11 protein-coding genes and 3 pseudogenes are annotated in these 12,397 nt (G+C 40.1%); 6 read left to right on the top strand and 8 right to left on the bottom strand.

Features of this window, described 5'->3' with window-relative positions:
* Positions 1 to 44: 44 nt before the first annotated feature.
* From rlmN to S3O_RS0103440, 3 genes and pseudogenes are all read right to left on the bottom strand, one after another.
* Positions 45 to 1,134: pseudogene (gene rlmN, locus S3O_RS13510) on the bottom strand (23S rRNA (adenine(2503)-C(2))-methyltransferase RlmN).
* A gap of 3 nt (positions 1,135 to 1,137) precedes the next feature.
* Positions 1,138 to 1,570, bottom strand: a pseudogene (gene ndk / locus S3O_RS13515) (nucleoside-diphosphate kinase).
* 158 nt (positions 1,571 to 1,728) lie between these two features.
* Positions 1,729 to 2,514: a glycerophosphodiester phosphodiesterase gene (locus tag S3O_RS0103440; protein ID WP_010597663.1), complete on the bottom strand. Its 786-nt coding sequence runs from the start codon at positions 2,512 to 2,514 to the stop codon at positions 1,729 to 1,731.
* Between the two features lie 167 nt (positions 2,515 to 2,681).
* Between S3O_RS0103440 and S3O_RS0103445 the strand changes: the two genes are divergently transcribed.
* Positions 2,682 to 3,179 (top strand): autoinducer binding domain-containing protein, encoded by a 498-nt coding sequence (locus tag S3O_RS0103445; RefSeq protein ID WP_010597664.1) that lies wholly within the window; start codon positions 2,682 to 2,684, stop codon positions 3,177 to 3,179.
* 6 nt (positions 3,180 to 3,185) lie between these two features.
* Here S3O_RS0103445 and S3O_RS0103450 read toward each other — a convergent pair whose 3' ends face one another.
* Entirely contained in the window at positions 3,186 to 3,848 is a 663-nt protein-coding gene (locus S3O_RS0103450; RefSeq protein WP_010597665.1) for a hypothetical protein, read from the bottom strand.
* 223 nt (positions 3,849 to 4,071) lie between these two features.
* Between S3O_RS0103450 and guaB the strand changes: the two genes are divergently transcribed.
* From guaB to S3O_RS19475, 4 genes and pseudogenes are all read left to right on the top strand, one after another.
* Positions 4,072 to 5,505, top strand: coding sequence for an IMP dehydrogenase (guaB, locus tag S3O_RS0103455; protein ID WP_010597666.1), 1,434 nt, complete (start codon positions 4,072 to 4,074; stop codon positions 5,503 to 5,505).
* A gap of 146 nt (positions 5,506 to 5,651) precedes the next feature.
* Positions 5,652 to 7,213, top strand: a pseudogene (gene guaA / locus S3O_RS13520) (glutamine-hydrolyzing GMP synthase).
* Between the two features lie 186 nt (positions 7,214 to 7,399).
* Positions 7,400 to 8,005 carry an AI-2E family transporter gene (locus tag S3O_RS19470; protein ID WP_202797997.1) on the top strand — a complete coding sequence of 202 codons (606 nt, stop codon included), beginning with the start codon at positions 7,400 to 7,402 and terminating at the stop codon, positions 8,003 to 8,005.
* 67 nt (positions 8,006 to 8,072) lie between these two features.
* On the top strand, positions 8,073 to 8,399 hold the full coding sequence (locus S3O_RS19475) for an AI-2E family transporter (RefSeq protein WP_202797998.1): 327 nt from the start codon (positions 8,073 to 8,075) through the stop codon (positions 8,397 to 8,399).
* A gap of 54 nt (positions 8,400 to 8,453) precedes the next feature.
* Here the strand turns inward: S3O_RS19475 and S3O_RS20040 are convergent, their stop codons facing one another.
* From S3O_RS20040 to S3O_RS13535, 4 genes are all read right to left on the bottom strand, one after another.
* Positions 8,454 to 8,669, bottom strand: a complete 216-nt coding sequence (locus S3O_RS20040) for a redoxin domain-containing protein (protein ID WP_328264116.1) — start codon at positions 8,667 to 8,669, stop codon at positions 8,454 to 8,456.
* Positions 8,629 to 8,883 carry a peroxiredoxin gene (locus S3O_RS20045; protein ID WP_010597670.1) on the bottom strand — a complete coding sequence of 85 codons (255 nt, stop codon included), beginning with the start codon at positions 8,881 to 8,883 and terminating at the stop codon, positions 8,629 to 8,631. The genes S3O_RS20040 and S3O_RS20045 overlap by 41 nt, the downstream gene beginning before the upstream one ends.
* 36 nt (positions 8,884 to 8,919) lie before the next feature.
* Positions 8,920 to 9,417, bottom strand: a complete 498-nt coding sequence (locus tag S3O_RS0103475; RefSeq protein WP_010597671.1) for a glycine cleavage system protein R — start codon at positions 9,415 to 9,417, stop codon at positions 8,920 to 8,922.
* Positions 9,418 to 10,642: 1,225 nt separating this feature from the next.
* On the bottom strand, positions 10,643 to 11,008 hold the full coding sequence (locus tag S3O_RS13535; protein ID WP_010597672.1) for a gamma carbonic anhydrase family protein: 366 nt from the start codon (positions 11,006 to 11,008) through the stop codon (positions 10,643 to 10,645).
* Positions 11,009 to 12,022: 1,014 nt separating this feature from the next.
* Here S3O_RS13535 and S3O_RS19480 point away from each other — a divergent pair.
* Positions 12,023 to 12,148 carry a hypothetical protein gene (locus S3O_RS19480; RefSeq protein ID WP_268869411.1) on the top strand — a complete coding sequence of 42 codons (126 nt, stop codon included), beginning with the start codon at positions 12,023 to 12,025 and terminating at the stop codon, positions 12,146 to 12,148.
* Positions 12,149 to 12,397 lie beyond the last annotated feature (249 nt).

Below are 12,397 nucleotides of genomic sequence, written 5' to 3' on the forward strand. Positions count from 1 at the left end.
ATTTTCGCTCCTTTTATTTTGTAGCTAAACAGAAAAAAGTATCCTTAACCAGTATTGACATCACTTTGTTCAGCCAGTTCTTGTTTGACACGCCCCACTAGCTGCCCACACGCCGCATCAATGTCTTGACCACGTGTTTTTCGAACAATCGTATTTAACCCCGCTTTAAGCAAATAATCACGAAAACGTTCAATTTGATGTTGCGGTGAACGCCGGTAGGTGGTTCGTGGAAAAGGATTAAAAGGAATGAGATTCACTTTTACAGAGATTCCTTGCAAAATTTGAATCAGTTGCTGGGCATGGTGTAACTGATCATTGATTCCATCTAACAACACATATTCCATCGTAATCCGCCGTCGGCTGTCTTGGCTAAAATAATGACGACACGCCTCGAGTAATTCGCGCAAAGGGTATTTTTTATTAATCGGAACCAATTCATTCCGTAATTCATCGTTCGGTGCATGCAATGAAATGGCTAAAGCGACATCACTCACTTGCGAGAGTTTTTTCAGCATTGGGACGATGCCCGACGTACTTAAGGTCACGCGACGCTTAGAAAAACCATACGCAAAGTCATCCATCATCAGATTCATCGCCGGAACCACAGCTTCAAAATTAAGTAATGGCTCGCCCATCCCCATCATCACCACATTCGTTACCCGCGAAGAAAAAAATTCAATGTGTTTAGAAACAAAGTGTACGGCAATCCAAACTTGCGCAATAATTTCATCGATACGTAGATTGCGGCTAAAACCCTGCTTTCCTGTCGAACAAAAACTACAGTTCAACGCACAACCCACTTGTGAGGAAACACATAACGTTCCTCGATTACGCTCTGGAATAAACACGGTTTCAACACAATTCCCGTCTTCCAAACGCAATAACCACTTTCGAGTTCCATCCGCGGATTGTTGATCAAAAACAATTTCTGGAAACGTGATGCAGGCAACTTGCTGGAGTTGTTCACGCAACGCCAAACTGAGATTGGTCATCTCCGAAATACTACTCACACCACGTTGATGAATCCACTGAAAGAATTTGTTGCGCACGATACGGCTTTTCACCGAGTGTTTCTAAAAATATAATCAGTGACGATCGATCCAGTCCTAATAAATTTTGACGAGGCGCATTCATCGCTTAAATGACTCGACTAAAACAATCTTCTTCAGTGAAGAAAAAATTAATTTCTTGTTTGGCGGTTTCAGGGCTATCTGAACCATGGACTGCATTCTGATCAATATTTTCAGCATAATCCGCACGAATCGTACCCGGATCAGCCTGTCGAGGATCGGTAGCACCCATGATATTACGATTACGAGCAATCGCGTCAACCCCCTCTAACACTTGAATCATAACTGGCCCTGAAGACATAAAATCGACTAAGGCATCAAAAAAACGGTTTACCTTGATGAATTTGATAAAAAGCACCGGCTTCTTCTTTGGTTAGCTGTTTGAATTTAGCGGCGATCACTTGTAAGCCTGCTTCTTCGAAGCGTGACGTAATGGCACCAATTTTATTTTTACGGACCGCATCGGGCTTAATAATAGAAAGCGTTCTTTGAATAGTCATACTCTTTATACTCAGTTATTTTAGCAGGAAGAATCCCTAAAAATCTTTCCTGCATTATACAGATTTCAGCGACGGACACCTAGCGTGTTTTATGTGAATGGGGTTTAGAAAAAAGCTTCGCTTTAGCGTACAGAAAATCGAATACGTCGCTCAACCGTTTAAGATTGTACAGGAGGGTCCGCGTGACGTAATTTAAGTAGGCGATCGGGGAAATCGGTTAAGATACCATCTACCCCCCAATCTATTAGACTTTGCATCACTTTTGTTTCATTGACTGTCCAAACATCAATCCGTTTCCCCAGTTTATGGGCCGCATGAATGAGACGGGTTTTTACAATAGAATAAGGGACTTCTAAGCGATCGGCTTTCAAATTCAGAAAATTTTCTAAGCAAAATCGACTCATTTTAGCCAATTGGCGAATTTCATCATCATGAGCGGCGGTCGCCACACGGGGGCATAGACGACGAAATACTTTCATTACTCGCGGGTTAAAGGCAGAAACCAGGATACGCTGTGTTTTCGCGTATTTATGGATGACATCTCGTAACGCGGCTAAGAGCGGCGGAGTACTTTGTTTAATCTCGATATTAAAAGGCTTTTCGGGTAACGCATCAAACACTTCAACCAAAGACGGGATGGTGAGTCCTTGACCCCGAAATGGGAATGTATGCCCCCCGTCTTGCGTCCAATGATACCCCGCATCAAACTTTTTCAGCGCTGCAAACGTAAAATCTTGAACGCGCCCTTGACCATTGGTTGTACGCTCGAGAGTCTCGTCATGAATCACGACTAATACCCCATCACGACTCACAATCTCACTCAGATCAGCTCCAAGCTCGGCCGCTTGTTGCAACGCATAAAGGGTATTTTCTGGCCATAAACCGGCCCCACCCCGATGGGCAATGATCAAAAAGGGCTTGGATAGTAAACTACTAGAAAACATTAGGTTTCCTATACTTAAAAGATAGAATCATCTATCGATAGAATTACCTATCAGTATAGTATATAATGAGATGTCAATCTTATACCATGTTGTCACAATAAATACTACTTATTTTCAGCAGTAACTGAAAAAAACAATTAACTCATCGCGAATAGGTATGTTTGTTTATGCGTAATTATCGTTATGTTCCTATTAAAACGGCGTCAACTCGTATCACTTTTTTTGACTACGTTAATGCGATTAAATTGTTTCCGATCGATTATTTTGCGGTGGGGTTAGGAAGTCCTAGCAAAGAAGAATTCACTTCACTTATTTCACGGCCAGAGTGGCAACAACATATCGAAGAAAAACAAATTGCTGGAAAAGACCCATTGATTAAAGTACTTTTCAACTCATCTCGAAAAATTATTCCTTTTTCGGAAGTCGATCATATCGACTCCTTTGGCAAAGAAGTGATGCGTCAACGCCATCGTCATGGAATAAAAGGTGGGATCATTTTACGTCATCAAACAAAAAATATTGAGTATATGGTCATGCTTGCAACGGGATTTTCGAGATTTGATTACTACGCTTTTCTAAAAAAACATCACACAAAACTTTACCGTCTCAAGCACGACCTTACAAAAATTATAGAACGAGACACCGAACGGTTTTTATCCGCCTAATCTTGTTTATTCATCCTTCTTACGAATCCAACATACCGGTGCAACGGATTCGATCTCGGCATTAAATAAAACAGGCTCTGAAGTCGTCCCAGCTGGATTTAAACAAGCGAGATTATAGCGCCCAAAGTTATCTCGGAAAACACGTCTAAAATATTGAGTGCCATCCTTTAAGTAAATAATACAATCTCTATCGACCACGGAGTCCAACTCATTGACTGAGCGCATTCTGCCTCCGACGTAATCGCCTGGAACATAATAAGGGCTCATTTCATCGTTAGAGACAATCAATACCACCGCATTGGGGTAATGTGAACGGAAAACATTCGCATCACGCATCATTGCAACTTCATCGTCTTCTTCAATCGGTAACGTGGCATCGCTGGGTGTCGAAAAATAGTGCCCAACCGAAAGCCGAATCGTTGGGTCTAAACCTTTGCCCTCAGCTATCCAGCCTTCATCGACAATCAACCCCTCACTTCGATAAACATTCACACATCGTTTCACTCCATTTTTAGAAAGCCTAATCGTACCGTTTTCCCATGATTTTAACGTGATTTCAGGCAGTTTATACTGCTTTTCAATATAAGCCCGAGTCAAATGAAGAATCGCACGAAGGTATTTAAGCCGAGCCCCTGGCGTTTCCAACCGATTTTTCAGCGATGTGGTCATACAGATAAATCTCCTTGCAAACAGATATTTATTAAATATAGAAAATACATTTTAACTCAAGTGCTTAACTAAAAATAGATAATAATTTATTTCAGTAAGTCACTGACGAGTAAAGAAGTCGTTCCTTATATAAAGAAGTCGTTCCTTATATTTGGACGCAATTTGACTAGACTTTAGGGCCCGCTATAAGGTACCTTTTACAAAATTTTTCTAGGCTTTGTTTATGAGATCGATTGAAGAAGGTTTAACGTTTGACGATATTTTGTTACTCCCTGGTTATTCTTCAGTGCTTCCCCAAGAGGTTTCACTGGCCACACAATTGACTCCCTCTCTTTGCCTGGAAACACCTCTCATCTCAGCAGCCATGGATACGGTCACCGAAGCACGCTTAGCCATTGCTTTAGCTCAAGAAGGAGGACTCGGTGTCCTTCATAACACAAGTTCGCGAAGTAAAAAAGTTAAAAACTTTGAAAGTGGTGTGGTGCGCAACCCAATTACGATTACACCCCAAACTACATTACGTGAATTGAATGCGTTAATGGCAACTCATTTTATCTCCGGGGTCCCTGTGACGGAAGATCAAAAGTTAGTGGGGATTGTGACCCACCGAGATTGTCGTTTTGAAGACGATCTCGATCAACCGATTCAGGCGATTATGACCCCCAAAGAACGGTTGATCACCGCCAATGAACACGCAAGCCTCGAAGAAATTATGGAGTTATTACATCGACATCGGCTTGAAAAGATTTTACTGGTCGATGAACAATTCCATTGTCGAGGTCTTGTGACCGCTAAAGATCTCAAAAAATCGCAAGAAAAACCCTTCGCCAGCAAAGATGTGCACGGTCAACTTCGTGTCGGTGCCGCGATTGGTGTTGGCCCAGACACCGAAGCACGCGTTCTGGCATTAATTGCGGCCGGTGCCGATATACTTTGTGTTGACACCGCTCATGGTCATTCAAAAGCCGTTTTAGATCGTGTGCAATGGATCAAAAAACAATTCCCCCTGATCGCAGGGAACATTGCGACAGCCGCGGCGGCGGCCGCGCTAGCCAAAGCCGGGGTGGATGTGGTAAAAGTGGGCGTCGGTCCAGGATCCATCTGCACGACCCGGATTGTAACGGGCGTCGGCGCGCCGCAAATAACCGCGATTATGAATGTTGCGCATGCGTTAAAAGACAAGCCTGTCTCAATTATTGCCGATGGCGGGATTCGCTATTCGGGTGATTTATGTAAAGCCTTAGCAGCAGGCGCACATGCAGTGATGGTGGGTGGACTGCTCGCGGGCACAGAAGAAGCACCTGGGCAAATTGAGCTGTATCAAGGTCAACCTTATAAAGCCTATCGTGGAATGGGTTCTTTGGGCGCAATGCAACAAGGATCGGCCGATCGTTATTTTCAAATGAATACCCAAGCCAGCAAATTAGTCCCTGAAGGAATTGAAGGACGAATCCCGTACAAAGGACCTTTGTCGAGCGTACTGCACCACTTATTGGGTGGCGTTCGCGCCGGAATGGGGTATACGGGAAGCCGCTCTCTCAAAGAGCTCCATGAACACGCACAGTTCATTAAGCTTACCGCCGCTGGCATGCGTGAAAGCCATGTCCACAGCGTCAGTATTACGAAGGAAGCACCCAACTACTTTAGAGAAAGCTGAAGTCTGAATGTGAGTTGGTTTTCTTTGGATAGGTTTTTAGACATACCCTCTCAACTGATATAAACAGAAAAAACAGCACCGATTCACTCACGTTGCGTGGGAATCCAGTACTTTAACTTTAACAAAAAATGGAGAACAAAATGACCATGAATAGTTTTGCAGAACGTATTCTTATCCTTGATTTTGGTTCACAATATACTCCACTGATTGCTCGACGTATTCGAGAACAACACGTTTACTGTGAAGTACACCCTTATGATATTCCCGAAGCCGAAATCCAGGCGTTTGCACCGAAAGGCATTATTTTATCGGGTGGGCCCGAAACAGTAACCTGCAAGACCACACCGCGTGCTCCAGCGATTGTGTTTAGTTTAGGTTGCCCCGTTTTAGGTATCTGTTATGGCATGCAAACAATGGCGGAACAATTAGGCGGTAAAGTCGCTTCGTGCTCAAATCGCGAATTTGGTTATGCACAAGCACGTATTATTGAACCCACGCCTTTATTGTCAGGTATTTTAGATCAGGAAGACGCCTCGCATCTCGATGTATGGATGAGTCACGGCGATCACGTTGAACAAGTTCCCTGTGGATTTTCGGTACTCCTTAATACCCCGAATACACCGATTGCCGGCATGGCAGATGAACAACGTCAATTCTATGGTTTACAATTTCATCCTGAAGTCACCCATACCCATCATGGACAAACTATTTTAGCTCGCTTTATTAGCGAGATCTGTCATTGTCGTCCCAACTGGACCGCCCATAAAATATTAGAGCATGAAATAACAGAAATTAAAGAAAAAGTCGGCTCGGAAAAAGTCCTCTTGGCCTTATCAGGCGGTGTCGATTCCACTGTCTTAGCGACACTATTACATCGTGCAATTGGTAAACAATTGTTGTGTATGTTTGTCAATACAGGCTTATTACGGACCAGTGACAAGGATGCAGTGATTCAAGAGCTAGCAGATAAAATAGGGATTGATGTGGTCAAAATTGATGCCTCTGAACGCTTTTTACAGGTCTTAGCTGGCGTCACCGATCCAGAAGAAAAACGAAAAGCGATTGGTAATTTATTTGTCGAAATTTTTGAAGCCGAAGCCAGTCAACATCCCGATATTAAATGGCTGGCACAAGGCACGATTTATTCTGATGTCATTGAATCGGCGGGAATCGGGGCACAAAAAGCACATGCGATTAATCGCATCATAACGTGGGAGGACTGCCTGATACCCTGAAACTCAGACTCCTTGAGCCACTACGTGAGTTATTTAAAGATGAAGTCTGCCAATTAGGTTTAGAACTTGGCTTACACCCTGACGTCGTTTATAAGCATCCTTTTCCCGGTCCAGGTTTAGCAATTCGTATTTTAGGTGCGGTCAATCGTCAGAATATTGAACTCCTTCGTAAAGCCGATGCAATCCTCCAAGAAGTACTCCACCAACAAGGTTATTACCGCAAGGTGAACCAAGCGTTTTGTGTTTTTCTCCCCGTGAATTCAGTCGGCGTCATTGGTGATGCGCGTCAGTACGCGCCAATTATTGCGATTCGCGCGATTGAAACGACTGACTTTATGACCGCGCGCTGGGCACATCTTCCTTACACACTTTTAGAAACGATTTCCAATCGTATTATTAATGAAGTTCCGGGTATTTCACGAGTGGTTTACGATATATCAGGCAAACCGCCTGCAACCATTGAGTGGGAATAACTCCTTCCTTTAGCTTTAGGGTATGTTATGCGGTCCCGCCGACATAACGTACCCTATTTACTGTTTAGTGACACTTTTTCTGTTTAGCGCGTCTAACCTAATTCATTTTACCGACACGTTTTGACTTTCTGTAAACCGTTCAATAGACTGCAAACTAGCTTCCTTGTTCTACTGAACTGAAATCCGATGCAACAACTTCTGAAAAATTGGTTAGATCGCTATATTCTTGATCCAGAACTTGCCATGTTATGGTTATTTCTTGCCTTCATTCTCGTTCTGTTTGCAACGCTCGGTGGTATTTTAGCGCCCGTATTAGTGAGTATTGTCCTGGCCTATTTATTACAATGGCCTATCCACTCCTTAGAAAAGCTTGGATTACCACAAATGCTATCTGTACTCGGCGTTTATATCAGCTTTTTTGCGCTATTGATCATTGGAATTATTGGTTTACTCCCTTTATTGTTTCGCCAATTCAGTAATCTTGTCTCAGAGCTACCGAATATGGCCGCTAAGGGCCAAGAAATTCTTTCTTACTTGCCGGCGCGCTACCCAGATTATGTCTCAGCAAATGAAATTCAAGATTGGATTTTGCAATTTAAAAGTGGCCTGACGCATTTTGGACAAAAAATACTGTCTACTTCGCTATTATATATCCCGAATGTCATTGCCTTTGCGATTTATTTTGTCTTAGTTCCGCTGCTCGTTTATTTTTTCTTACTTGATGAAAAAAAGATTACTTCCTGGATTAGCCAATATTTACCAAAAAAACGACGTCTGATTTCACAGGTTTAAACGGGGAACTATGTCCGAGGGAAAGCGGTTGAAATGCTGATTGTTTGGTTAGTGAGCCTCGCAGCGTTTGACCTTACTTAAGCTTGACTATGCGATGTTACTCAGCGTTTTAGTCGGTATTTCGGTTGTTATTCCTTACATCGGCGCCGTGATGGTCACCCTTCCAATTATCATTATCGCATTTACCCAGTGGGGATGGAGTGCACACTTTGCTTATCTGTTAACGGTCTATGCGATCATTATCACGTTAGATGCGAATGTACTCGTCCCTTTACTTTTCTCGGAAGCGGTTGATTTACATCCGGTGACCATTATTCTAGCGGTGCTGATTTTTGGGGGGGCTACTTGGCTTTTGGGGTGTATTTTTTGCAATTCCGTTAGCGAGTGTGAGTAAAGCAATACTGAATGCGGTGACCCATCAAAAAAAAACGACCGTTCATGAGAACACTTAGCCTGAGTTAGCCAACGCTTTAACGGCTTGTAACACTGTTTGCGCATGCCCGGGGACACGGACGTTTCGCCACTCATCGCGAAGGATTCCTTCTTTATCGATTAAAAAGGTACTCCGTTCTATACCACATGTTTTTTTACCATAGCGAATTTTTTCCTTCAAAACATCATAGTCATGACAGGCTTTTTGTTCTGTATCGGCAAAGAAGTTCAAATGGAAACTGTTGTTCTGTTTTAAATTTTTGATGCAAGCGCAGTGTATCTCGTGAAACACCCAACACAACGGTATTTAATGCAACAAATTGAGTACAATCTTTCGGGTAAAAATACAGCACAACATTTTTTCCACGTAAATCAGCAAGTCGAATCACCTCACCATCCGTGGCGGGTAAACTAAAGTCTGGCGCAAGCTTATTTACAATAACCATAATGATAGAATCTAATTTTTATCAATAAATCGTTAATTAATTTTTTTGCGGCTCCATCGCCACATCGAAATTATTTTCATCACAAAAAACAATAAATTGTTCTCGGAAATCCGCAACCAATTCATGGGCTGGAAAACCGAAAGACAAAGAAATTCCTAACATCGGTGCTTCCGTGATCGGTGCTTTGTAGGATTCAACATTCATATTGTAAAGTGTTAATTCATACTCAGATAAAAATTGGATTAATTTTACCACTGCATCCGATGAGTTTGGCGCAACAATATAAGACGAGTAAGGGAAACTCTCAGGTTGGGGATTATGAAACTGCGTCCGTGATAACAGAACCTGCCCTGTATATTTTTTAAGCGCTACGGTGTTCCACGCGCCGCCTATCAACAACGTCGACACATGTGTCGACGTAGTATTAAGACGCGCATCCATTACTTTGCACCCACACTGCGCAACTAAGGTAAAAATTTCATCGATAAGTTTTGATTCACTCAGGCCTAGGATAACAACAACCAGGTTTTCCATAAATATCAATCATATTTTTCTAACGATCCGGTAGTCTATTCTTTTTTAACGATATTGTCACTAGGGCTATGTCGAGATAAGCCATGCAAAACCCAATATTATAAGAAAAATCAAAGTATTCTGTTTAAACTTTGACTTTTAATACTGGGTTACAAAGTGAATGTTTCTTTTCCTGTTAAAAACATTATCTTTTTTAGGTTTTAAACATATAAATTTACCGATAAGGATATATTTTGGCAAAATAGCCGCAGAGCGAGTAACAAAGACTCAATATTGACAACGCGCATTTACTAACAATATATTCGAATGACTGTAACCAGATAAAAAATAAATCTAATTAACAATAACGTTAGTGATTGAGCTACTCTTATAAAGCTTATCTTATCTCTATTGATTTTTTATCTTTATGTATATTATAAAAAATAATAAAGAGACATCAACATTCCCTGAATGTTTGATTCACTTGCGGCCAATCAACTCAACGCTTAAATTGATTAAACCTTCTTTAACTAGCAAGCATCTAATATTGCCCATGTAGATTCGATCACTAAGAAACAGAATACGAACTAAATAGAGCGACGCTTCCCTTCTCTTTTATCAAATCCTGTTGCAAAGAGAGATATCATTTTGCTTTTTCTTGAGAAAGTCTTATAACCATCAATTGCTTGGAAAAAACTAAAGGTTTAAATACTTTAAATCCTCGGAAGTTTATTGATAATTAACCATTTCACCTAACCAAACACACTATTATTTTTCTAACTGAGTAAAATTTAATTAAAATCGCCTCCGTATCGCACTCTCACTTAGTTTTTATTAATCTTTTTTCAACTAAAATTTTATTAAGTATTTATCCCACTTATATGACCTCTAAACTGGTGCTTTATATTATTTACTTAAAAAAATATTGATGATTGATGTCTGTTTAACTGAAAAATTCTGTAACCTTCTTTCATCTTATTTCATAATCATTTTTTTATTTAATATTTTTACAAAAAAAATTACCTTTTCATAAATGAAGTGAAACGATTTAACTATACAGTTTTTTATTATTTCAAATTAATTATTGAGTTTATGTTATTTGAATCAAATTTAAAAATCTATTTACATAGATAGGGTTTAAGTCCCTTCTTATATCGAGCAATTTTTTCAAGATAATGAAGAGAGTATTTTTTTAAATTTTCTACTTGATCCTGAGTGAGCGTTGACTTCACTTTTCCTACGCCAATTACGAGTGAATTATCTGCGCACCAATCATACAATTTTTACCAATAATCGCATTGGCTAGGACAGTCGCTCCGATACCTATCACCGAATAATCAATACCTTGTCCATGGAATACCGCGTTGTGTCCAATAGTCACGTTTTTCCCTATTTTCATCGGACATCCCGAGTCTGTATGGATAATCACCCCATCCTGGATATTCGTATTTTCACCGATTTCAATCATATCATTGTCTCCCCGCACGACCGCATTGGACAGGATAATAACGTTATTATGAATAATTACCGAGCCAATTACTTCCGCGCTGGCGGCAATAAAATAATTATCGCCCAGGCACTTTGGAACTCGATCCTCAAAAGAATACAACATTTGAAAAATTTCCTTACTGAGTCATTTTATAGAACAAACAATTTTCGTTAATTATGGACATAAAACGCGATTTTATTACTCACTCATAGAGGAAGTAATACATTGTTAACCAATATATTAGCTTATTGCCGCTAAATATTTTTTATTAAAAATAATAAGAAAAATCTTGTAAATAAAATATTAACAAGAGATCTCTTTTATTATTAATAACCAATATCAAATAATATCATCGAGTTACTATCTAGTCAGTATAGCTGAGATAATTTATACTTTTTGAAGTTTTTTGGTAAAAAAAATTAGATATTAAATCATATAAAATGGAATAAGGATAAAAAATATGCCAAAAAATAGATTGCAAACTCGTTATTTATATTTGTTTGGGTATAGAGATAAGCTGAGTTTAGGAAAATCTTTTCATTATGGACAGCATGTTAAAAAAATTTAGCCCTGGCGTGCACCTATTATTTAGAAGCCGTGCAACAAAAGGACATAGAAGCCTTCGATCAACTGCATAGTTTATGTAATGAAACCGGTTGTTCGAGTGAAGCAAATTATTATCTCGGTAGAAAGTATGAATGCTTAGCATGCTGGTAAGATGCGCTAACATTCTACAAACAAGCGGGTGAAAGCGGTTATGTCTTTGCTTTTTATCGCGCTGAGTTGCTTTTTAAGCAAGATAGGTTCCCCCCCCCTTCACAAACCATAAAAAAGGATTTAAGTACCGAGTTATCTTGGTATAGAACAGAAAAAAAATAACAGAACATCCTTCACTTGGTAATTACCATTGGGACACAAGAGTGGGTTCTTTAGTTCCTAAAGAACACCCAGCTCGACAAAAGGATGATTTTTGTGTACAGAGTGGGTGACAAATAGTGGGACTATGATGATACCACCGATGTTGAAGAACTATTTTAAGAGATTTCCGCGTTAATATTAACTTATGGAATCCCAGCAATTGATAAACATCTTAGTGATCAACAATTAATCGATAAGTGGCTTGCTTCCGTAGAAAGAATGAAGAAAGAAGAGGAAATAGAAGTTGGCGAATTCCGTGATGGAATAGAACGTGTGAGAATGCAAATATTGATAAAGCTTTCAGCCTTATTATCCGCCCATGCTGAAAAAGAAAATTCAAACTGATGATACCTGAACTTCATGAATATCTACAACATTGTCCACAACTGACTGGACTAAAAGAAGACTACGATAAACTCATGAAAGAATCTCTTCAAAAATACGAAGTTAGTTGAAGCATATAAGCAATTACTTAAAAATATTTATCACACACTTAGAGAACACGGCTATTCACGCAGAGCAGACATTTTTTATAAAAAAAATGAAGATAATGGGGGTGTTATTGGCTTTCAAAAGAGTTGAAGCAGTAGTAAC

The organism is Rickettsiella massiliensis 20B (assembly GCF_000257395.1).
GTDB lineage: Bacteria > Pseudomonadota > Gammaproteobacteria > Diplorickettsiales > Diplorickettsiaceae > Diplorickettsia > Diplorickettsia massiliensis.

Coding starts and splice junctions, on each gene's coding strand:
- S3O_RS0103440 (WP_010597663.1), bottom strand. CDS start 2,514: ATGTTTTCTAGTAGTTTACTATCCAAGCCCTTTTTGATCATTGCCCAT.
- S3O_RS0103445 (WP_010597664.1), top strand. CDS start 2,682: ATGCGTAATTATCGTTATGTTCCTATTAAAACGGCGTCAACTCGTATC.
- S3O_RS0103450 (WP_010597665.1), bottom strand. CDS start 3,848: ATGACCACATCGCTGAAAAATCGGTTGGAAACGCCAGGGGCTCGGCTT.
- guaB (WP_010597666.1), top strand. CDS start 4,072: ATGAGATCGATTGAAGAAGGTTTAACGTTTGACGATATTTTGTTACTC.
- S3O_RS19470 (WP_202797997.1), top strand. CDS start 7,400: ATGCAACAACTTCTGAAAAATTGGTTAGATCGCTATATTCTTGATCCA.
- S3O_RS20045 (WP_010597670.1), bottom strand. CDS start 8,883: ATGGTTATTGTAAATAAGCTTGCGCCAGACTTTAGTTTACCCGCCACG.
- S3O_RS0103475 (WP_010597671.1), bottom strand. CDS start 9,417: ATGGAAAACCTGGTTGTTGTTATCCTAGGCCTGAGTGAATCAAAACTT.
- S3O_RS13535 (WP_010597672.1), bottom strand. CDS start 11,008: ATGTTGTATTCTTTTGAGGATCGAGTTCCAAAGTGCCTGGGCGATAAT.
- S3O_RS19480 (WP_268869411.1), top strand. CDS start 12,023: ATGAAGAAAGAAGAGGAAATAGAAGTTGGCGAATTCCGTGATGGAATA.